This window comes from Corynebacterium sp. FDAARGOS 1242 (assembly GCF_016889985.1).
Lineage (GTDB): Bacteria > Actinomycetota > Actinomycetes > Mycobacteriales > Mycobacteriaceae > Corynebacterium > Corynebacterium minutissimum_B.
The window spans coordinates 2,582,709-2,605,336 of record NZ_CP069568.1; the positions used below are offsets into that span (position 1 = coordinate 2,582,709).

The 22,628-nt window shown below is 65.7% G+C and carries 15 protein-coding genes and 1 pseudogene; all 16 read left to right on the forward strand.

Annotation, left to right across the window (positions count from 1 at the left end):
• The first annotated feature begins 7 nt into the window (after positions 1 to 7).
• Entirely contained in the window at positions 8 to 6,334 is a 6,327-nt protein-coding gene (locus I6J72_RS12350; protein ID WP_204099396.1) for a non-ribosomal peptide synthetase, read from the forward strand.
• Positions 6,327 to 7,505, forward strand: coding sequence for a saccharopine dehydrogenase (locus I6J72_RS12355; RefSeq protein WP_239107373.1), 1,179 nt, complete (start codon positions 6,327 to 6,329; stop codon positions 7,503 to 7,505). The genes I6J72_RS12350 and I6J72_RS12355 overlap by 8 nt, the downstream gene beginning before the upstream one ends.
• On the forward strand, positions 7,502 to 8,545 hold the full coding sequence (locus I6J72_RS12360) for an ATP-binding cassette domain-containing protein (RefSeq protein WP_204099398.1): 1,044 nt from the start codon (positions 7,502 to 7,504) through the stop codon (positions 8,543 to 8,545). Before I6J72_RS12355 ends, I6J72_RS12360 begins: the two co-directional genes overlap by 4 nt.
• Positions 8,542 to 9,294, forward strand: a complete 753-nt coding sequence (locus I6J72_RS12365) for an ABC transporter permease (protein ID WP_144792419.1) — start codon at positions 8,542 to 8,544, stop codon at positions 9,292 to 9,294. Before I6J72_RS12360 ends, I6J72_RS12365 begins: the two co-directional genes overlap by 4 nt.
• Positions 9,291 to 10,028 (forward strand): ABC transporter permease, encoded by a 738-nt coding sequence (locus I6J72_RS12370; protein WP_204099399.1) that lies wholly within the window; start codon positions 9,291 to 9,293, stop codon positions 10,026 to 10,028. Before I6J72_RS12365 ends, I6J72_RS12370 begins: the two co-directional genes overlap by 4 nt.
• Before the next feature lie 73 nt (positions 10,029 to 10,101).
• Positions 10,102 to 10,785, forward strand: a complete 684-nt coding sequence (locus I6J72_RS12375; protein ID WP_034668635.1) for a trans-aconitate 2-methyltransferase — start codon at positions 10,102 to 10,104, stop codon at positions 10,783 to 10,785.
• Positions 10,782 to 12,560, forward strand: coding sequence for an ABC transporter ATP-binding protein (locus tag I6J72_RS12380; protein WP_204099400.1), 1,779 nt, complete (start codon positions 10,782 to 10,784; stop codon positions 12,558 to 12,560). The genes I6J72_RS12375 and I6J72_RS12380 overlap by 4 nt, the downstream gene beginning before the upstream one ends.
• On the forward strand, positions 12,557 to 14,290 hold the full coding sequence (locus I6J72_RS12385; RefSeq protein WP_204099401.1) for an ABC transporter ATP-binding protein: 1,734 nt from the start codon (positions 12,557 to 12,559) through the stop codon (positions 14,288 to 14,290). The genes I6J72_RS12380 and I6J72_RS12385 overlap by 4 nt, the downstream gene beginning before the upstream one ends.
• Complete coding sequence (locus I6J72_RS12390) at positions 14,260 to 14,862, forward strand: hypothetical protein (RefSeq protein ID WP_204099402.1); 603 nt, start codon at positions 14,260 to 14,262, stop codon at positions 14,860 to 14,862. Before I6J72_RS12385 ends, I6J72_RS12390 begins: the two co-directional genes overlap by 31 nt.
• Positions 14,834 to 15,526: a hypothetical protein gene (locus I6J72_RS12395; RefSeq protein WP_204099403.1), complete on the forward strand. Its 693-nt coding sequence runs from the start codon at positions 14,834 to 14,836 to the stop codon at positions 15,524 to 15,526. The genes I6J72_RS12390 and I6J72_RS12395 overlap by 29 nt, the downstream gene beginning before the upstream one ends.
• 201 nt (positions 15,527 to 15,727) lie before the next feature.
• A pseudogene (locus tag I6J72_RS12400) lies at positions 15,728 to 15,904 on the forward strand (protein tyrosine phosphatase); the annotation flags it as partial.
• A gap of 94 nt (positions 15,905 to 15,998) precedes the next feature.
• Positions 15,999 to 17,960: a glycosyltransferase gene (locus tag I6J72_RS12405; RefSeq protein WP_204099404.1), complete on the forward strand. Its 1,962-nt coding sequence runs from the start codon at positions 15,999 to 16,001 to the stop codon at positions 17,958 to 17,960.
• Entirely contained in the window at positions 17,950 to 18,477 is a 528-nt protein-coding gene (locus I6J72_RS12410; RefSeq protein WP_204099405.1) for a phosphatase PAP2 family protein, read from the forward strand. Before I6J72_RS12405 ends, I6J72_RS12410 begins: the two co-directional genes overlap by 11 nt.
• Complete coding sequence (locus I6J72_RS12415; RefSeq protein WP_204099406.1) at positions 18,474 to 19,475, forward strand: decaprenyl-phosphate phosphoribosyltransferase; 1,002 nt, start codon at positions 18,474 to 18,476, stop codon at positions 19,473 to 19,475. Before I6J72_RS12410 ends, I6J72_RS12415 begins: the two co-directional genes overlap by 4 nt.
• A 36-nt stretch (positions 19,476 to 19,511) precedes the next feature.
• Complete coding sequence (locus I6J72_RS12420; protein WP_204099407.1) at positions 19,512 to 21,281, forward strand: hypothetical protein; 1,770 nt, start codon at positions 19,512 to 19,514, stop codon at positions 21,279 to 21,281.
• A 126-nt stretch (positions 21,282 to 21,407) separates the two neighbouring features.
• The gene (locus I6J72_RS12425; protein WP_204099408.1) at positions 21,408 to 22,439 is read left to right on the forward strand and encodes an alpha/beta hydrolase family protein; all 1,032 of its coding nucleotides are present in this window, start codon (positions 21,408 to 21,410) and stop codon (positions 22,437 to 22,439) included.
• The last annotated feature ends 189 nt before the right edge of the window (positions 22,440 to 22,628 follow it).

A 22,628-nucleotide genomic window follows, 5' to 3' on the forward strand; every position in this document is an offset into this window, starting at 1 on the left:
GATGACCATGACCAATGAAACGATCGCGCCGGCCGTCGCATCTACCGCCGTGGGAGGAACCCGCACCGGGGCCCGAGTCGCCCCCGAACGGCTGTCGGAGTCCATCGCCGACGCCATCGGCGTGCACCTGGATTCGGCGGACGTGAAACTCCGCGACCACATCCCGAACTCCCTGACTTTCCTCCAGATGCTGCTGGCGCTGGAGGATGAGTACGGGGTCAGCATCGATTACGCGGCGATGGACCCCGGGGCCACGGTCGCTGATTTGGCGGCCACCATCGACGCGGCCCGGGGTGGCGCTGATGCCGGATCTGCCGCAGGCGCCGCTGCCGACCCCGCTGCGGCGACGGATGAGTCGGATGACGGCGGGGCCGGCAAAAATGGGGCCGATCCCGCGGATGCGGTCCCGCTCAATCCGATCCAGACCGCCTATCTGCTCGGCGCGGACGAGGACATCGAGCTTGGCGGCCAAGCGACGTACATCTACGCGGAATCCCGGCACGACCATCCGTTGCCGCAGGTGGAGGAGGCCGTGCAGGCGGTCTTCGGGCGTCACGACGTGCTGTTCCATCGGCTCGACGTCGATGCCGGGGTCTTGAGCCCGACCGGCGCGTGCCTCGCCACCGTCGAGGTAGTCGGGTCCGGCGACGATGTCGACGCGGCGGTGGGGGAGATCCGTCGGGACATGAGAACCGCGGCGCGATCGTCGAACGAGGACGGTCCCATGGTCGCCGCGAGGCTGCTCGCAGATGCGGGCGGGTGCAGGATGTTCATCTACTTCAACATGATCGTCATGGATGCGGGTTCGGTGTACCTGTTCTTCGACGAGCTCGAATCCCTGCTGGCCGGGGAGTCGCCGGCTCCGGCTTCCAGATATGGGGATGCCGTGGCGGCAATCTCCGCGCGCCGGCGCGACGGGAAACGGCCCGAGGACCTCGCCTATTGGGAGAAGAAGGCCGCAGATCTGCCGCGGCGCCCGGAGTTCCCGGCGGCCGTGGAGGGTGGCGACGATTGGTCGACCCGGCGCTTGGGCACGGTGCTTGACGCGGAGGTCACCGCCAAGCTCGGCGAACGTGCCCGCCGCATTGGAGTTACCCTGTCGTCGCTGGTGATGGCCGTCAACGCCGCCGTCGTCTGCAGGTGGCTGCCCGAATCCGCGTTGACGGTCAATGTGACTGTCAGCGAACGCAGCGGCCTCGCTGCGGGCACGAGGGTGATGGGAGATTTCACTTCATCGATGCTCGTCGGCGTCGACGCCGGGAGAGCCGCGACCATCGACGGGTTGGCGGAGGTGATCGACCTGGACATCCGCGAAGGGCTGTCCCACCGTGGCGTTTCCGGTGTGGAGGTGCTACAGCGATTCCTTCGGGACGCGGCCAATCAGTCCCAGGCCACTGCTCCGGTGGTGTTCACCAGCTACCTCGGCGGCGAGCGGGGAAGCGGGCGCAGCCCGGTCATCGAACGCGTCTACACGCAAACCGCGCAGGTGTGCCTCGACATTCAGGTGATGCCGGCATCGGGCGGGATGGCGTTGTCGTGGGACGTGGTCGACGATTACTTCCCTGCGGTAGATGCGATGTTCGGGGCCGTTGCGGAGGCCCTGGACGTGGTGGCGGAGGGTGGAGAGGCTCTGCCCATCCGTCATGCGGAGACGGAGGGGGCCGTCGCCCGCTACAACGACGCTGCGGGACCGATCCACGATGACACCCTGGTTTCGCTTGTCGAAGCCGCATGCGCGGCGACTCCGGACGCACCGGCCGTGCGCCTCGCTGCCCGGGGCATCTCGTACACCTACGCCGAGGTCTGGGCCCGGGCCGGACGCATCGCCCGCCAACTCTCGGATTCCGGCGTCGGGGCGGGGGATGCGGTGATCGTGCGCTACACCAAGCATCCCGACGACATCGTCAACATGGTCGGCGTATTGCGTGCGGGAGCCGCATTCGTGCCTGTCGACGCGGGCATGCCGACCCAGCGACAAGAGTACGTCGTGGAAGCCTCAGGTGCGGCGGGCCCGATTCTGGACACCGGCGTGATCGATGAACTGGACCAAAGCGGAGTGGGGGGCGTCGGCAAGCCCGCAGCCGCGGAAGTCTGCGACCGCGCGGGCAGCGCGGGTGCGCACTCTTCGCCCGGCACTGCCCCTGACGACCTTGCCTACGTCATCTTCACCTCGGGGACCACGGGCCGTCCAAAGGGTGTGCGGATCAGTCATCGCAACTGCGTCAACACCATCCTCGACGTGAACCGGCGGTATGGAGTCACCTCCGCCGATCGCATCATCGGATTGTCGTCGCTGGGATTCGACCTGTCGGTCTACGACGTGTTCGGTGCGTTCGCGGCAGGCGCGACGGTGACGATGGTCGGAGACGAACGCGACGCCGATGAAATCCTCGACGTCTTGCGGGAAGAGCGGGTCACGCTGTGGAACTCCGCGCCCGCCCTGTTGGAGCTCGCCCTGGTCCGGGCGGCGGACGACGACGTGTTCCCGGATGTGCGCACCGTATTGCTCAGCGGCGATCGCATCGCAGCGGGGCTTCCGGCACGCGCCATGGCCATGTTCCCGAACGCGTCGATCAATAGCCTCGGCGGTGCGACCGAAGGAAGCATTTGGTCCATCCACTGCCCGCTGCAACGCGACAGCCTGGAAAACCGCATTCCCTACGGGTACCCGCTGGCGAACCAGGGCATCCACGTGCTCGCGCCCGACGGGGTGCATTGCCCCGTTGGCGTGCCGGGGGAAATCCACATCAGCGGTCTCGGCGTCGCGCAGGGGTACGCGGCCGATCCGGAGCGGACCGCTGCCGCCTTCGGGCATGTCCCAGGTATCGGGCGCTGCTACCGGACCGGAGACGTGGGCATGTTCAATGCGGAGGGTTTTGTGGAATTTCTCGGCCGCCGCGATCGTCAGGTGAAAATCGCGGGCTTCCGCGTCGAACTTGGAGAAATCGAATCGGTCCTCGAGCGGTCCGGCCTGGTGACCGCGTCGATGGCGGCGGTCGTCGAATCGGGCGATCGGGGACTCCTGGCGTGCCTCTACGTTCCGGCGGACGACATGACCGGCTCGCGGGATGCCGTCCGGGCCGAGCTTGCCCGCTGCTTGCCAGCGTACATGGTACCGACGGTCCTGCTGCCGGTGGCGCACCTGCCCGTTACCGTCAACGGGAAACTGGATCAGGAGGAAATTCGTAGGCACGTCGGCGCCGCGGGCGGCGGGGCAACGGCCGATAGCGAGGCCGCCGGGGTGGGGGCCGGAGCCGTGGGCGCGCCTGGTTCCGTCGCCGACCCCGGGGCGATCGAGTTGGTGTCCGGAGTCTTCGACGAGATCCTCGGGGAAGCCCCGTCGACGGGTGCCGCCGATCCGGCGTGCGGCGCGGGAGAGTCTTTCTTCCGCCGCGGCGGCGATTCCTTGCAATTCCAGGTTATGATGCGCGCGATCCGGCAGAAGACGGGAGTCCGCCTCCGTTTCCGCGACGTCATCGCCGACCCGACCATCGCGCACATCGCCGGCCTTGTCTCGGAAGCCATGCGGGAGTCCAGGGCCGAGTCTGAAGACGTCGCCGAGGCAATGTCTTCCCCCGATTGCGCCGTCGGTGCCGGTTCAGCCGCAGGAGGCGCCCGAGAATGTTCCGCGAGGGCCCACGGGAAGGATCCGGTGGAACAATTCGGGGACGACCCCCACGCGCCGTTCCCCCTGACCGACATGCAGAAGGCCTACTACGTTGGCCGGAACTCCGGGTTCGAGCTGGGCGGCGTCACCGAGCACTACTACATCGAATCCGTCACAGAACCAGGTATCGACATCGACCGCCTGGAGGAAGCCCTCGACAATCTAATCCGCAGGCATCCGATGTTGCGCGTCGTGTTCACCGCACAAGCCATGCAGCGGATCCTGCCGGAGGTTCCGCGCTACCGCATTGACGTCGCCGACTACCGGGCCGCCGATGAGGCGACCGTGGTCGAGGCGGTGCGGCGCAAGCGCGATGAGCTGAGCCACCAGGTATTCGATCTGGGCAGCTGGCCCTTGTTCCATCTGTCGGCGTTCGCGCTCCCGGACGGGCGGCACCGCCTGTTCTTCAGCGTGGACATGATCATCGGAGACGGGGCGAGCCAGCGGATTTTCATCGACGACCTGGACAAGCTGTACCGGGGAATGGAGCTTCCCCCCGTCACTGGCGACTACCGCACGTACGTCTTGGAGATGAAGCGCCGGGAAGCTTCGGCGGTCGGGCGGGGCGAAGAGACGTTGACTCGGACGGTGGTCGAGGAATTCCCGCCCGGCAACACCCTTCCATCAAGCGGTGCGGCCGCGGACGTGGATGTGCCGCGGATGCGTCGCCTGACGTACACATTCACCGCTGCGGAAACCGCACTGTTGCGGGAACGGGCCAGCGCCGCCGACGGCAGCGTGTCCGCACTGCTTCTCGCCTGCTATGCGACGAGCCTGTCGCTGTGGTCGAGGGGGGATTCGGTCGGCATCAACATCACCACGTACAATCGTGATCCCGAAATCGCCGACGTCGCCGGCGTCTTCGGTGATTTCACCGGCGTGATTCTGATGCCGGTGAAAGCGGCCGCCGACCATGATCTCCGTTGGTGGACGGCGGAACTGCGCGACCGGCTGCTCGGGCACATGGCGGCCGGGTACTCCGGGGTGTCGTTGCTCGGTGCCATCGCGCGCCACCGGGGTCTGCCCGTCGGACAGGCCGTAGCGCCGTTCGTGTACACCTCGTTGCTGTTCGGCGAGGGTTCCGCGGCAGGCGATGGCTCGGGCAGGGATGCCCACGTCCTGGGAGACGTCGATTACGCCATCTCCCAGACCCCGCAGGTGCTGTTGGACAACCAGGTGATGGAGGTCGACGGGCGTATCAACGTCGCCTGGGATTTCGTCGAGCAGATTCTGAAACCGGAACTGGTGGAGGACATCTTCGACCACTACATCAGGTCGGTGTCGGGCTTCGCCGGGGGCTGCCCCGAAGCGGCGCCGCTGAGCGTCGGCCAGGTTCGGCACCTGCGCCTGGCGGTCGGGGGCACTTCTTCCGGCGGTGGGGCGATCGACGACGGCGTCGCGGGCGCGTCATCGGCGGAGCGCGACAGGTCGGGCGCGATCTCGAGGATCGCATCCGGGGACCTGTTGGGCCGAGCTCGCGGATACCTGACGGTCATCACCGGGATGGTCCGGGCCGACCTCGGCGGCGCCGAAGCCGGCGCGGACGACGACCTGTTCCTCCTCGGCTACGACTCCCTGCGATTCGTGAAGCTGATGCAGCGGATTCAGGACATCACCGGGGCGTCGGTGCCGCTCGCGGAAGCGCTGGCCAAGCCGACGCCACGTGGCGTGGCCGAGCTCGTCGGCCAGTCGACGGCCACGCCGACCGACCGGCGGGACGCGGATGACCCCGGCGCATCGGCCGCGGACCGTTCGCTGGTCCTATTGCGCAGCGGCGATGAGGCGCGCCCGATCTTCCTCGTCCACGGCGGATTCGGCACCGTCGACATCTACCGAGACCTGGCACTCGCGATCCCCGGTGGCGGGCAGGTGTGGGGTGTCGGCTTCGCGGAGTTCGAGAGACCATTCCCCCGCACCACCGGCATCGACGACATCGCGGCCCACTACTCGGGCCGGGTCCGCGAGGTGCTCGTCGACGGTGCCGCCCCGGCGATCGTCGGATGGAGCCTCGGCGGCACCATCGCGGCCGAGATGGTGCTCCGTTTGGCCGATCTCGATCCCGCGCTGGTATTTCTCGACAGCCTGGCTCCGGGGATCGCGGTCGACGTGGGGGATTTCGACGCGGAATCCGAACAGAGGCTGCTGTCCCGGGTGGTGCCCTCGATCGCCGATCTTCCGCACGGAACGCCGGTTTCCCGCCTCTGGGCGGAGTTCGGCGGAGTCGACGAGACCGACGGGGAGCGGGGGGTCCGCCTGCGTGCCCTGGCCGCGGCGGTCGCACCGACGCTCCTGGAGGACCTTGGGCTTTCCGGCGACCGGGTGACGGCTACGGAGTTTAACTCGCTGCGCTCGCTCATCGATGCCCGCACCCGGTACCGGCCCGAGGGGCGGGTGAGGGAGGCGTTGTTCGTTCTCCCCGATGACGGCGAGGCCCACAACCACGACCAGTGGCGGGACCACCTCGTCGATGACCTCTGCGTTGCCGGCGTCGCGGGAAACCACTATTCGTTCGTCCTCGGAGAGGATGCCGCGCTGACTGGGGCTCTCATCGGGGAGTACATCGAACGCCGGCGCCGGGCGCCGGAAACGGATGACAGGGCAGTGGACCCGTCGTCCGATGGAATCGACCGGTCGCGGGACCGGGGAAAGGAGATGGAAAGTGACTGACCGACGAAACGGCGGGGAAGCACGGGACCGCGACGGGGGCGAACCCGTGAAAGTGCTGGTGGCCGGAGGTACCGGCGTCACCGGACGGCTCGTCCGGGGGATGCTCGGCGTCGTCGACGGGATTGAGCTGGCCTACACTTCCCGGCAGAAACCGGACGATGGCCCGGGGCGGCACTTCCCGCTGAGGATCGCCGCCGGCCACAACGAGATCTGCAGGGTCTTCCGCAAACACGATTGGGTGGTCAACTGCACCGGCCCGTTCGAGGTGCATGCAGACTCACTCGCCCGTGCTTGCATCGACTCAGGCACCGGGTACATCGACGTCAACGATTCGATCGACGCCCGCCGCGCAATCATGGCCCTCGACGGGGATGCTCGGCGGGAGGGGGTTCCCGTGCTCACCGGGTTCGGCCTGTGCCCGGGCTTGTCGACGGCCCTGTTGATGCTCGGGGCCTGCGCTGCGGGGGCCGAAGAGGTCCGCGATGTGCGGGTCGATCTGCGAATTGGCGCCGACCAGGAATCCGGGGCAGCGTCGGTCGAGTCGATGTTCCGGACCATTCGCGGCGGATACCGCGCGATGCTCGGCGGCGCCATCGTCGAAGTGCGGCGCAACCTGGTGTCGTCGCAAAGCGGAATCGGCTACGAATGCCCGGACATCGACGTCGTACGCGAGGTGTGCCCCTCGATCCTCGGATATTCCTACCACGTCGCCTTCGATGCTCTCCCCGATGAGTCGGTGGAGAAGATCCGCACGTCGAGACTGTACGCGATGCCCGTCGTCTCCGGTCTGCTCGCCCGTCTCGGGGCGGCCGTGACGTCGCGGAAGGCGCGGGCGAAGGGCACTCCGCAACCCGCCGAGCTGGTCGTCGCACTGTCCTCCGCCGGCGCGGGCGATGCGGGGTCGGCGGCCGAGACAACCGTCGTCCGGGCGACTGGCCCGGGTTCCTACAAAATGACCGCGGCCATTGCCGCCGCCACCGTTGCGTCGGTCGCGGGGAAGCCGGTCGCGCCGGGGTGCCGGGATCTCGTCGGCCACCCCCGGCTCCTCGAACCGGTCCTCGCCTTCGCCCGCGATGCGGGCATCCATATCGAAACGCCGCATGACAACCCGACCACGGGGCCACTGCCGGCAGCGGCCCACTGCGACACCAAAGAAAAGGAGAAACGATGACGGATCAAGCTGAACGGGGTGCGGCGATCGTCGTCCGCGACCTCACGAAGAGCTACCCGATTGCGGGCACAGCCGGCACCGTGCCCGAAGGCGGGGCAGGTGCTCCGCCGGACGGCGGGCGCAAGGGAAAGCGCGGCGCCCGGATGCGCAAGCATGTGCTCGACGGCGTGAGTTTCACCGTGCCCGCCGGGTCGATCGTGTCGTTCCTCGGCCACAACGGCGCAGGCAAGACCACCCTCATCCGAATCCTGTCGACGCTCATCACCGCAGACTCCGGCGAGGTGAGCATCTTCTCGCGCGATGTGAAAGAGGATCCGGCGGGCGTGCGCGCCGACATTGCCATCACCGGCCAATTCGCGGCGATCGACGAGAACCTCACCGGCCGGGAGAACCTGGAGTTCTTCGGGCGTCTGCGCGGACTCGACCGCGCCGACGCGGCCGCCCGCGCGACGGAACTGCTCGCGCAATTCTCGCTCGCGGACAGCGCCTCGACGCTGGCGTCGGCCTATTCGGGTGGCATGCGGCGCCGCCTCGACATCGCCGCGTCGCTGTGCGTCGTGCCCAGGTTGCTGTTCCTCGACGAACCCACGACGGGGCTGGACCCGGTCAGCCGCGAAGAGTTGTGGGGCTTCATCCGGCAACTGCGGGACGACGGAATGACCCTGGTGCTGACCACCCAGTACCTGGAAGAGGCGGAGGCGCTGGCAGACCACGTCCATCTGCTCAAGGACCGCCGCATCGTCGCCAGCGGAACGCCGGAGGAATTGCGTCGCAACTTCGGGTCGCACGTGCTCCGCGTGTCCTTCGCCACCGCCGCCGGGGCGGAGGCATTCGCCCGCTGCCTAAGGGGAGCGTGTCTGGACCGCGCCCGCGTCGCGGGGAAGTTGGTGTCCCTCGACGTCGACCCCGGACCGCAGGTCCTCGAGGCGGTGGCGCGGGCGATGGAGGCCTCGGAAGCGTTGCCGGATTCGCTGAGCGTGTCGCCGCCCACCCTCAACGAGGTGTTCATATCGATGAACGCGGGGGGTGCGGCGCGATGAGTGCGACGTCGGTCGCGGCGTTCCTCCGTCGGGATCTGCTGCTGTTGCGACGCAACACCGCGTCGCTGATCTCCATGTTCGTCGTTCCTCCCCTCTTCCTGCTGTGCCTGTACGCGGTGTTTGGGTACTCGGCAGGGCAATCCGGCTTCGGGTACCTGCGTTTCGTGCTCGGCGGCTGCCTGTTCCAGGCGGCGATGTTCACCGCCGCGGCGTCGGCGATGGCGGTGGGACAGGACGTCGAATCCGGGCTCGTCGACCGTGTGCGCGTGTTGCCCGGGGCCACGGGCGGCTATGTCGCCGGCAGGCTCGCCACCGATGTGCTGCGGATGTCCGCGTCGATCGCGGCGCTGCTGATCGTCGCGTGGGCCTGTGGCCTCGACATGGCTCTCGGTGACGTCGCGTGGACAGTCCTGTGGTCACTGCTCGCCGCCGCGGTCCTGTCCCTGGTCACGGACGGGGTGATCCTGATGGTGCCCGCCCCGGTGTCGACGGCCTCATCGATCCAGGCGCTGGAAATGCTGCTGCTCATGTTCTCCACCGCGTTCATTCCGGCGACCGCTTTGGACGGCTCCCTGCGCGACATCGTGCGCCACATGCCTTTTTCGCCGGTGATCGAGGTGATCAGGGCGGCGTCCCCGGGCGCCTTCCCGGATCACGCCGGGGAAGAGGCAGCCCTGTGGCTCGGTGTCGCGGCGGTCGTCGGAATCATCCTGTTCATCCGCCGGTTCACCTTGAGGAGCGAATCATGATCGACGCTATTTTCGTGCATCTGCGGCGCATCGTCCACACTTGGCTGCGGCGCCCTGACTTCTGGTTCATGACGTTCATTGCTCCGCTCGTGTACCTGTTCATCGTCAACCGCATGTTCGGTAGCCTGGTCAGGCAGCTCACCGGAGAGTTCGAACTCCGGGACGCGGTCATCCTTGTCGTGACGGCGTGGGCGTTCATCTTGGCCATCACGGGATCGTCCACCGTGTTCGTTGAACGCAGCAATGGCCTCCACGAGCGGTTGATCACAATGCCGGCACCGTACGCGGCCGTGCCGACCGCACGGATCATCGCCGAGTTCATCCGGATCATGGCGATGACGGTCGTCGTCGCGGCGGTGGCCGCCTTGCTTTCCGACGGCCCCCCGGAGGTGTCCTGGTGGTGGAGGATCACGGTGACCAGCGCGATGGTTGCCGCGGCGGCCGCATGCACCGGCACGTACATCGCGTTCTCCATCACTAGCCCCCAGGGATCCGTGGCCCTTATCCCGTTGATCATCGTTGCGATGTTCGTCAACACGGTGCTCATGCCCGCCGACCACTTCCGTCCCCTCCTGCGCGGAATCGCCGGGCACACCCCCGTATCCGCGGCCGGCGAGGCCGTCAACGGCACCGGGGCTGCGGGTCTGGTGGTCTGCGCGGCCTGGTTCTTTGGTATCGCCGTGCTCGCGGCGTGGGGCATCGCCGTGAAAACGAGGCCGGGGGAGTCTGCATGACGGCCCGCGAATCCGAGCATCTAACCCGAAACCGCCGCGTGGACGCGGCCCACACACCCGGAGACAGAACCAGATGAAGTCGATCGCCCAGATCGTCCAGAACAACCGCAGGCTCCTCGCGGCCTACGAGGACAAGGTCCAGCCGAGGTTCCTAAGCCGCTATGCGCGCGAACCGATGGACGCCGCCGCCGTGTACCGGAAGCTCCGTGCGCTGGATCCCGGGCCGGATGCGCCGGCCCGGGTCCTCGACCTCGGTTGTGGAACCGGGTGGCTCGCCCGCACGCTCGCCGCTGAGTCTCGCTATCGCAGGGCGAACATCGTCGGCTACGACCTGTCGCCCAATGCGATCCGCATCGCCCGCGAACGCGCCGCCGCCGACGGGCTCGGGGCCCGGACGGAATTCCACGTTGCCGACATCCTCACGCCGCTCGCGGGAGAGCCCGGCGGGGCCTGTGAAATCTGGGTGTGTGGTGCGCTCCACCAAATGAAGGATGCGGGAGCCGCGCTCGGCAGGGTCTCCGGGCTGCTCGCCGACGGCGGCATCGCTTACGTGCAGACGTTCGTCGAGGATCCCGACGTGAACGAGCGGGTCGACATGGCCGTCATGGCGAAGATGGGCCACCGGGTGTTCCGGGGCAGCGAGCTCGAGGACCTCGCCGAAGCCAACGGGCTGAAGCTGGACGGAGCCTCACGCGCCGGCATGGTGTATTTCTGCACTCTCGCGAAGAAAAGCGCGATCGGGGAGGCGGGGAAGTGAGCGCCGTGGACGGGACCGTCGGCCCGTGGTCGCTGCTCGCCCCGATCCGGACCCGGATGCGTGCGGTGGTCGCGTTGTCCGTCCTGTCGTCGGTGGCTACCGTCGCTTCGCTGGTCGGCATCATCGACATCGCGATGACGTACCCGGAGGCCCCGGTGCATCGGACGTGGTTGGCCGTGGCTGTCATCGTCGTCGCCGCGACGGTGCGAATGGCTGCGGACGGCGCCGCCGGCATGCTCTCGCACCGGGCGGATAACGACCTGCAGCTCCACCTCCGGCGCCGGTTGGTTGCCCATATCCGGAAGCTGCCGCTGGGCTGGCTGGACGCCCGGCGCTCGTCGGGGATCATCGGGTCGGTTGAGAAGGACGTCGCGGCCGTCCACCAGCTCATGGGCCACACCGTCGGCGAGACCGTGGTGGCGGTGCTGGTTCCCCTGCTTTCCCTCATCGCGCTCGTCGCGGTCGATTGGCGGATCGCGGCGGTGGCGGTCGTCCCAGTGCTGGTCACCTTCGCCCTGATGGGCATGATGATTTCGCGCGGAGCCGATCTTCAGCGCGACTACGAGCGAGCCTCTGAAAAAGTGACGGCTGCGGTCATCGAGTTGGTGCGCGGCATCCCTGTGATGAAGTCCTTCGGACGCGCCAACCAGGGCGCGGGCCGCTACGATGCCGCGGCGTCGTCGTTCGTCCGCGCGTGGTCCGCCTGGTCCCGGCAGTCGAACATCTATCTCGGGCTCATCGACGTGGTGACGTCCCCGATCACGGTCCTCGCAGTGGTGTGCGCCGCCGGCCTCGCTTTGAGGGACACCGCGGGCGGCAAACCGGAGGGTCTCGTCGCCGGGCTGGTTCTCGGCCTTGGACTCTCCGCGGCGATCGTGCGGGTGGCTATGAACTCCGAACCCATCATCGCGGGGCTCGCCGCTCTGAAGTCCATTGCGAAGGTGCTGAGCACGCCGCCGATCGCCGAGCCCGCCGATCCGGTGCCCGCGCGCGGGGGCGCGCTCGAGGTTCGGAACCTGGTCTTCTCCTACGGGGATGGGCCGCGGGTCCTCGACGGGATGTCCGCGACGTTCGAACCGGGGACCCTCACGGCGCTGGTGGGGTCCTCCGGTTCCGGAAAGTCCACCGTCGCCCGGCTGTTGGCACGTTTCCACGACCCTGTCGAAGGCTCGGTGCTGCTGGGCGGCGACGATCTTCGCGACATCGCCGTGCGCGACGTGCACCGTTCGGTGTCGGTGGTGTTCCAGGATCCGCAGTTGCTCACGCTGCCCTTGCGGGAGAACATCCGGCTGGCCAGGAGAGACGCCACCGACGGCGAAATCATGGCGGCCGCGAAGCTCGCGAACCTCGATACGGTCATCGCGGCGCTACCGAAGGGCCTGGATTCGGTGGTCAACGTCGACGTGACCTTTTCCGGTGGTGAGGCGCAGCGCGTGGCCATCGCGAGGTCGATTGTCACGGACGCGCCGGTGCTCATCTTCGACGAGGCAACCGCTTACGCGGATCCGGCTTCCGAGGCCCTCATTCAGTCCGCAATCGAGCGTTTGGCTCGTTCGCGGACGGTGATCGTGATTGCGCACAGATTGAGCACGATCCGCAACGCCGACCGCATCCTCGTTCTCGATGGGGGAGCGGTCGCGGAGGCGGGCACCCACGACGAGTTGCTTGCGCGCGGTGGCCGCTACCGGGATCTGTGGCGCGCGTTCGCGCTCGACGACGAACCATCCGCCCCGCGGGGCACTGAAGCAGACGATGAAAAGGTAGGGAACCGATGATCCGGGACTTGTGGTCGATGACGGATCGGCGCTCGAAGATGACGCTGGCGTGGCTCATTGCGTTGGCCGCGCTTGCCGCGCTGGCACAGGGTGCGGCGTTCGTCGCGCTGCTGCCGCTGCTGTCGGCTCTGGCCGTGGGAGATGATGCGACGGCGTGGCGTTTCACCGGCGTCATCGCCGGCCTCGCGGCCGCCCATGCGGTGCTGTCCCTCGCCGCGGGGACGGTCGGCAGGGCGAATTCCGCAGCGGTGCTGTCGTCCCTGCTGCGTTCCCTGGGCGAACGCGTGCTGACGTTGCCACTCGGGTACGTCACCAAGTCCACGGCCGGCCGCTTTTCGGAGATGGCGTCTTCGGGCATGGCGTTCGCGGCGTCCGTGCCGCACGTGATCCTGAGGCCCGTCATCGCTGCTGTGGTTGCGCCGACCGTCATCGCTCTCGGAATTCTGGCGGTGGATTGGCGCGTCGGGTTGGTTCTCGTCGCGTCGGCGCCGGTGCTCTTCTTCGCCTACCGGGCCATTGGCCGGGTTGGCGGGGAGTCGGACGAAGCGCATGCTGACGCCGTCGCTGCCGTCTCCGGCAGGCTGATCGAGTTCACCCGCGGCCAGCAGGTGATTCGCGCCGCGGGCGACGGTTCGGCGGCGGACGCGATGGTGGATGAGGCGATCCAGGCCCAACACGATGCGTTCGCGAAGGCGACGTCGACGCAAGGCGCGGCCATCGGACGGTTGGGCTCGGTCGTCCATGCGGTGTTCACGGCGGCGGTGGTCGTCGCCGTGGCGGTCGCCGCGACGGGCGGGATGTCACCGGCGCATTTGGCGCCGATGCTCATTGTGGTCGTCCAGTTCACCGGACCGATCACCACGGCGGGAGCGTTGTCCGGCGGTTTCGGCGCGGGCCGCAACACGTTGGCTGCGCTGCGTGACCTGCGGGCGATCCCCGCCCTTCCCGAGCCTGCCGCACCGGAGCTGCCCGACGGGCATGACGTGGAGTTCCGCGGCGTGAGCTTCGGGTACGGGGAGAAGAAGGTCCTCGACGGCGTCAGCTTCCGTGCGCCTCAGGGAGCGCTGGTCGCCATAGTGGGACCTTCGGGGGCGGGCAAGACGACGGTCATGCGGCTGCTGTCGCGGTTTCATGATCCGGACTCGGGGGAGATCCTCATTGGCGGGGTGCCCTTGCCTCGGATCGGCACCGACGGCGTGAACTCGCTGGTGACCCCGGTGTTCCAGGAGACGTTCCTCTTCGACGCGTCCGTGCGGGACAACGTGGTCTTCGCCGACCCCGGATTCGGTTCCGGGCCCGGCGACGGAGACCGCTTGCGCGAGGCCGCCCGGCGATCCGGGGTGGACCGCATCGTGGAGCTGCTGCCTTCCGGGTGGGATAACCCGGTGGGAGAGGAGGGGACGCTGCTGTCGGGAGGCGAGCGGCAGCGCGTCGCCATCGCCCGGGCGCTTCTGAAGGATTCCCCGGTGGTGCTTTTCGACGAGCCGACGTCCTCGCTGGATGCGGCCACTGAGCGGGCGATTGTCGGCACGATGGAAGCGTTGCGCGGCGATCGCACCGTGATCGTCGTCGCCCATCGCCTGCACACCGTCCGCGATGCCGACCTCATCGTCGTGCTTTCGGAGGACGGGACGGTCGCAGAACGGGGCACGCACGATGAATTGCTGGCGAAGGGCGGCCGCTACGCCGAGTCGTGGACGTGCCGGACGGGAGGCTCCCCGGGCGCCTGATCCTCGTCCGTCGAGGACTATCGCTCCGGTCCGGTACCGGTGCAGTGGTCCCGCCACGCCGTCCCGGTCAGCGGGTCCTCGACGATGCCCTGGGCGACAGGGTCGTAATTGAAGCCGTAGTGCTCGGTGCGGTGGGCGGGGCACACGTCTTGGACGGTGATGTTGGTGACGCCGGGTTCCCGCACGAAGGAGTTTTAGTGGGGGAGCACGGCATTGTCGTGCCGCGTGCCCAGGAAGGTGTACCGCACGCCCGGTCGAGTGATGTCGCCGATGGTCAGCTCATTCAGCAGCATGGAACCGGAGATCTGCTGTTCCCAGGCAAGCGCGTTCGTTTTGCCGGCGTTTCGGGAGTATCCGTGGCGCATCTCGGGGTGGACGTCAAAGCGATCGGCTGCGCTGTGCGCCCGGGGCCCGTGGTTCGAGGCACCGGTACCGATGAGCTGTTCGACGACCCGGTCCCGGGAATGAGGATGACGGGCAATTCACCGTCCCGGGGCGGCACCGGAAGTCGTTGGCGCCGGGGGCACCAGACCGGGCTTGGCCATGGACAGGGCCCGGGCGGCCGCGGGTGAGGTTTGCCCCGATGGTGCTTTTTCTGTTTTGGCTCTCGAGTCGAACAGTGCTTTTGTAGTTGTCTCTCTTGAAAGGTTATTGGCGTCTTTTTCGAAGATTGCTGCGGGTGTTTCAATAGTTGGTGCTCTTTCGGCCGAGCTTCATTCAGCGACAAAGGCAATAGTTCTCCCGTTGTGCTACGTGCTTGGCATTCCCGCTATTGTGTTGTCGGTTTCCCAGACAGAGGTGCTGGCATTAGAGCAGTTTGGCCAGGGCATTCAAGACTGGGATTTTCTTATCATCTTTGGTCTTCCCTTGCTATTCGTTGGATTGCTATCTGTTTTTTCTTTTTTCGCGGGGGTGGACCAGATTAAAGTCACCACTGAGCGGCTCGCGCGAATTGGTGTTGCAACTCCGATGATCAATGTCGCACGGTTCATCGGCTTGCCTTTTTGTTACTTGACTTTGTCAATGGCCTTGTCGGTAGTTTTCGCTGTGCTGAGTTCTACATTGCATCTGGCTATCCTTGGTTCCTCATTGGGGCATGTGATGGCGGGGATTTCTCTGAAGGTTTCGTTTTCCCTTGCTGGCGTTCTTTTTGCAGCATTTCTTGTTTGTACCGGCGTTTATCTCACTTGGGGAGCAGTTGGGAAGAGGTTCGCTAAAGTCGACTCTTTGAGCTGACTGAAATAGGAAGAAAGACACTCTGATCATGTGTTGCTATGAGGAGTATCCTTCTTATTGTACAGAGTTAATAGTTGTCAGTTAGCAAAAAATTAGTCAGTATTGTTCTCTACTTTCTCAATCTCCCTCCGATTCGACACTCTCTTGAGCCTCTGACAATTGCGGCCACGAGTTCGTGACCATCGAGGTCGATTTCCTTTTGGCGCCGCAATCATAGGCGACGAAGTCGGCAAGGACATCAAGATTTGGGATATCGCTACGGCAGAAACCGTAGAGGAGACCTGCGAGCTGGCTGACGACCTCGGCGCCCGCGTGCTTTACATGCTCAACCGTCTGGGCATCGAACCCATCTCGGAGGATGCACCCCTCTCGGCTTAGCTTTCAGCCGCGTGGGAACCCAGCGCAGCAGTGCTGAACCACTAATCTTGGTTTCTGATAACTGTCGAAAACTGTGTGGAGAACCGAAGATATCGTGACTGCCAACAATTCTGCTGCGCGCGAAACGCTAGAACCCGTACAGCGCATCCTGCTGCCTAAGCGCGGCGAGCCGAGCGACGTCCGCATGCTCTACCTCATCGAATCGGAGCGCAACCGCGAGCGCCTCAGCTGGAGCGGCCGCACCTCCGTGACCATCCCGGCCGGCGAGGAAGCCTCCTTCGAGACCTACTTCAATGCTTTCCCAGCCGCCTATTGGCGCCGCTGGTCTCAGCTGAAGTCCATCGTGCTGGTGATGGACGTCGAGGGCGAGGCCAACATTTCCCTCTACCGCTCCAAGCAGGACGGCCAGCGCATTTCCGTGGCCAACCACGTGGTGACCACTGGCCACCACGAGTTCGAGCTGCCTCTGAAGAATTTCGAGGACGGCGGCCTGCTGTGGTTCGACGTCGCGGCGGTGGAAGACACCGTGCTTGCCGACGCCTCCTGGGCCGCACCCCACGCCCCGAACCCGCAGCTCCTCCCGGACGGCAGCGAGTACCCGGCGCAGGACAAGCGCGTGGCCGTGGGTATCCCGACCTTTAACCGCCCGACGGATGCCGTCGCGGCGCTGCAGGCGCTGGCAGAGGACCCCGTCGTGGATGGCATCATCGACTACGTCCTCATGCCGGACCAGGGCAACCAGCACCCAGCGGACGAGCCGGGCTACGACGAGGCCGTCGCGCATTTTGGTGAGCGCTTCCGCGAGTTCCGCCAGGGCAACCTGGGCGGCTCGGGCGGCTACTCCCGCATCATGTTTGAAGCACTGGAGAATACCGACTCGCCCTACATCCTCTATATGGATGATGACATCGCGATTGAGCCGGATTCCATCCTCCGTGCAGTCCAAGCGGCACGTTATGCGGCCAAGCCTTTCATTGTGGGCGGTGAGATGCTCAACCTGCAGGAGCGCTCCCAGCTGCGCACCACCGGTGAGCGCGTCAACCGCGCTGACTTTATGTGGGGCGCGGCCGAGCATGCTGTGTACGACCACGACTTTGCCAAGTACCCGCTGCGCGCCATCGGCACCAAGGAATCCCGCTTGGACCCGAAGAAGTACGACTCCCGCGCGCTGCACCGCCGCATTGATGTGGAATACAACGGCTGGTGGATGTGCCTCTTCCCGCGCATCGTGGCGGAGACCACCGGTCAGCCACTGCCGCTGTTCATCAAGTGGGATGACACCGAATACTCCCTACGTGCAGCATCCAAGGGTTTCCCCACGGTGACGTGGCCGGGTGCAGCCATCTGGCACATGGCCTGGGCGGATAAGGACGATGCCATCGACTGGCAGGCCTACTTCCACCTGCGCAACCGCCTCATCGTGGCGGCCCTTTACCACGAGGGCGATGCGCGCGGGATTACCAAGTCCATCTTCAAGTCCACCCTCAAGCACACCATGTGCATGGAGTACTCCACCATGGCCATCCAGCTGGAGGCCATGAAGGACTTCCTGGCCGGCCCGGATCAGCTCTTCGACATCCTGGAGTCCTCGCTGCCGCGCATCGCGGCGATCCGCAAGGAATTCCCGGACGCCGTCATCATCGAGTCGGCGGATCAGCTGCCCGCGCCCACCGGCGCGCCGGGCGTGCCCACCCGCAACATCGGCGGCCGCCTGGGCAAGATCAAGAAGATTCCGTGGCTCATCAAGTCTGCCAAGCACCTGGTTACCAAGGAAGACCCGGCCCATCACGAGGCGCCGCAGCTCAACCTCACCCCGGAGGAGGCGCGGTGGTTTACGCTTTCCCGCGTCGACTCCGCCACGGTCTCCACCGCAGGTGGCACCGGCGTGGCCTTCCGCAAGCGCGACCGCGACCTGGCCAAGGAGCTGGTGAGCTCTACCCGCGAGCTGCTCAAGGAAATCGAGGAGAACTTCGATGACCTGCGGGCCGAGTACCGTGCAGCCTTGCCGGAGCTGACCTCTCGTGAATCCTGGCGAAAGGTGTTCGATGCCCAGTAAGCTTTCCGTCGCCGAATCCCACGTCCTGGAAAAGATCCAGGATGTGGCCTTCGACGCCCCCGGCGTCCTGCCCACTGCCCGAGCGCTTAGCCACTTCGGCGAGCACGCCCTGGGCTGGATGGCCCTGTCCGCGGTGGGCGCGGGCATGAACTACAAGAAACCGGCGGTACGCCGCCAGTGGGTTTATGTCGGTGTGGGCGCATTTGCCGCCCACGCGGCCAGCGTTGTGATCAAGCGCATTGTGCGCCGTAAGCGCCCAGACTACGACTACGTGAAGGTCGGCGTGAAAACGCCGTCTAAGCTGTCGTTTCCGTCGTCCCACGCGACGTCGACAAGCGCGTTCCTCGTCGGCGCTGCCCACGTTATGGGAACCCCAGCGCCGCTCGTGGGCGTGCCGGTCATGATGGCCTCGCGTATGGTGCTCGGAGTACATTATCCGTCCGATACCGCGCTCGGCGCCCTCCTCGGCGCCGCCACCGCAGAGGCCTGTCACCGCTATGAAAGGAAGACCCGATGAGCACCCGACGCGTTGATGACGGCGACCAGAAAGTCTTCCACTCGGAGCCGCACACGTCTGGCATCGATACCGGTCGCAAGCGCAAGCCGCCGAAAAACCTCGCCGATGGCATGGTCAAGGCGCTGCGGCCCAAGCAGTGGGTCAAAAACGTCCTCGTCCTCGCTGCCCCCGCTGCGGCGGGTGCAGAAGCGCTGTTCCATACGCGCGTGCTTCTCGACGTCCTCCTCGCCTTCATCGTCTTCTGCATGGGCGCGTCCTCTATCTATCTGATCAACGATGCCCGCGACGTGGAGGCGGATCGCGAGCATCCAACGAAGCGCTTCCGCCCCATTGCGGCGGGCGTGCTGCCGATCGGCCTGGCCTACGCGATGGCCGGTGTGCTCATCGTCGGCTCCATTGGTCTGTCCTTCTTGGCCACTGCGGGCCCACACCTGGCCATCGTTATGGCGATCTACATCGGCTTGCAGCTGGGCTATTGCTTCGGCTGGAAGCACCTGCCGGTGATCGATATCGGCTTGGTATCCTCCGGCTTTATGCTGCGCACCATGGCCGGCGGCGTGGCTGCGGGCATTGAGCTGTCCCAGTGGTTCCTACTGGTGGCGGCCTTCGGCTCCCTGTTTATGGCCTCCGGTAAACGCTACTCGGAGATTCTTCTAGCGGAGCGCACGGGCGCGAAGATTCGCAAGTCCCTGGAGGGTTATACGCCGACCTACCTGCGCTTTGTGTGGACCCTGGCCGCCACCGCGGTGGTGATGTCCTACTCGCTGTGGGGCTTCCAGCTTTCCAACGAGTCTGCTGGTCCGGCAAGCGTGTGGTACCAGGTGTCCATGGTTCCGTTTACTATTGCCATCCTGCGCTATGCTGCGGACGTCGACCGCGGCAATGGTGGAGCCCCGGACGAGATTGCGTTGGAGGATCGCGTCCTGCAGATCCTTGCGCTGGCGTGGCTGGCCTGCATTGCCATGGCGGTCTACGTCATGCCGGTTATGGGCGGATAAGTACTCTCAGCTGTCTCGGTGCTAGACTCTCTCCTCATGCGAAAACCCGATTCACGTACTTTGGCGGCGCTAAGCGCGCTGGCCTCGGTCCTGGTGATCGGGGTTTTCTCGTTCTGGGGAGGATTCGCGCGCCGCTGGATTTCTGATGACGGCCTCATTGTCTTGCGCACCGTCCGCAATCTCGAGGCCGGCAATGGGCCGGTCTTTAACGTGGGCGAACGCGTCGAAGCCAACACGTCCACGCTATGGCAGTACCTCATTCTGCTGGTGCACTGGGTTTCTGATGCCTCTTTGGAATCCATTGCGGTGAATCTGGGTCTGCTGCTTTCGGTGGCAGCCATGGTGGTGGGCACGTGGGCCACGGCCCGCGGGCTCTACCGTTCCCGCTCCGAAGCCGCTGAGGCGGGCCGCAACGCCGTGCCGCTCGTCGCACCTGCCGGCGCGCTGGTCTACCTAGCGCTCCCGCCTGCCCGGGACTTCTTCACCTCTGGCTTGGAGTGGGGGCTGTCCATCTTCTACCTCGCGGCCTTGTGGGCTTTGTTGCAGCGCTGGGCCGAGGACACCAGCGTCATGAGCGCCTATTGGCTTGCCTTTTGGGCGGGTCTATCGTGGCTCGTGCGCCCAGAGCTCGCACTGTATGGCGGGCTGACCGGCCTGTTGCTCTTGGCTACGCACCGCAACTGGAAGGTGTGGCTCGGCATCCTTGGCGCGGCCCTTCCTATCCCGGGCGCGTACCAGATTTTCCGCATGGGGTACTACGGGTTGGTGACGCCGCACACGGCGGTGGCGAAGTCGGCGTCGGAAAGCGCATGGGCCAGCGGCCTGAACTATCTGCAGGATTTCGTGGGGCCCTACGCCCTGTACCTGCCCGTCATCGTGCTGGCGGCCGGAGGTATCTGGGCCTTCCGCGATCAGCTGCGCCCAACTGAACTGCGCAGTTCTACGACGGTGACCTACCTGCTCCTTGGCGCGGTGTTCATCCATGTGCTCTATATCCTGCGCGTTGGCGGTGACTTCATGCACGGCCGCATGCTTTTGCTGCCGCTCTTTGCAGCGCTGCTACCGGTCTTCGTGCTGCCGCTCAAGGGGCTCGTCACCTGGCTGGCTGCGGGCGCGTGTGCGGTGTGGGCGCTCGTCATCGTGCTGAGGGGGCATGACACGGACTGGGATGCCTATGAACAGACGCTGTCCATCGTGGATGAGCGCGATTTCTGGACCTACGCCACCAATCGTGAGGCCGGCCATCCGCCACGCTCAGCGCGCGACTACCTCACAATGAAGTTCATGAATGGCTACCCGGCCGCGATGGACAAACTCGAAGACGGCGATGCCCTCGCCGTCCTCTATGTCGAGGATAAGGCTACCGACCAGCTCAATTGGCTCACCGTGCCGCGTGCAGAAGGGCGCGAGCAGGCGCCGTCGCTGTTCCTAGTGAACCTTGGCATGACGTCGATGAACGCGCCGCTTGATGTTCGAATCCAGGACACCGTCGGTTTGGCCACCCCGCTGGCGGCGCGGATGCCGCGCGAGGAAGGCGGGCGCATCGGCCACGATAAATCCCTCGCCTTGGAATGGCAGGCGGCGCAGTCGGGCGCAGACATCGCCTACCTGCCGCCGTGGTACGACAAGGACATCACCCGCCAGGCCCGCGCTGCGCTGGAGACCCCGGAACTCAAGGAGCTGGTGGCCTCGTACAGCGAGCCCATGTCCTGGGAGCGCTTCCGTGCCAACCTGGCCTTTTCCCTGACGACGGGCCGCTCGCTGCAGCTGTCAGAGGATCCAGCGGACTACCTCACCGCCAAGTAGGCACCCCCGTAGGAAGACAAAACGCGGGCGGGTAGGTTACGCTACAGAAGATTCTCGTTATTGATCCGTAACCATCGCTGGCGTGTTGGCGATGTACTAGTGGCAGTAAGAATGTTAAGGAGAAACATGAGTGCACTAAGTTCCGCACTGCGGACGCGTGTCATGGCGGTTGTGGCCGCCATTGCTATTGCTCTGGGCCTCGTCGTCACCGCCGGTACCCAGGAGGCCTCAGCAGCTAGCCGTGACTGGCTGCGTGGCGATGCTACCGGCGCCTGCGAGTGGGACCGCGTGGGGTTTTGGGTTCAGCGTTGTGATGTCTGGTCCGATGCTATGGGCCGCACCATCCCGGTGCAGATTCAACCGGCCAAGAACGGCGGCAACGCAGGCCTGTACCTCCTCGATGGTCTTCGCGCTACCGACCGCACCAACGCCTGGATCAATGACGTTAACGCCGCGCGTACCTACGTCGACCACAACATCACCCTCGTAATGCCGGTGGGTGGCGCTGCGTCCTTCTACGCGGACTGGCGCGGCCCTGCCACCTATGACCTGGTGAAACCGGTGAACTACATGTGGGAGACCTTCCTCACTAAGGAGCTGCCGGCTTACCTTGAGGGCAACTTCGGTGTGGCCCGCAACAATAACTCCGTTGCTGGCCTGTCCATGGGTGCTACCGCGGCCATTACTCTGGCCGGCAAGCACCCAGAGCAGTTCCGCCAGGCTCTGTCCTACTCCGGTTACCTCACCACGACTCTGCCGGGTGCGCAGACCTTTATGCGCCTCGCGCTTCTCGACGCCGGCGGCTTCAACATCAACGCCATGTACGGTTCCGTCATCAACCCGAAGCGCTTTAGCAACGACCCATTCAACCTGATTCCGGAGCTGGCCGCTCACGGTACCGACGTGTTTGTGTCCGCCGCTTCCGGCATTCCGGGTCCGCTGGATCAACAGCGCTATAAGCCGGAGCACATTGCCTCCGGTATTGCGCTGGAAGGTTTTGCGCATGCCACGACCCGCATGTGGGAGCTCAAGGCGCGCGCGATGGGCGTGCGTCTCCAGACGAACTACCCGGCTCAGGGCTTGCACAACTGGGAGCAGTTTGGCTACGAGTTGGAGCACTCCAAGCCGCAGGTGCTCAACGTGATGAACGCTTGGTAAACAGGTAGGCACCTTACTTTCGCCGGCTCGGCCGTCGCCTTCTCGCGGAATTATTCGCTAGAGGCGCTGGGCGAGCCGGCTTTGTCGTGTTCGATAAGGAAAGTGTGGGCGTGTCCCTCTTCCAAAAGTCTCAAGTTCAACTTAAACTTGAGCTCACGTTAGACCGCTCACCGCGTCTGCAGTGGCGTG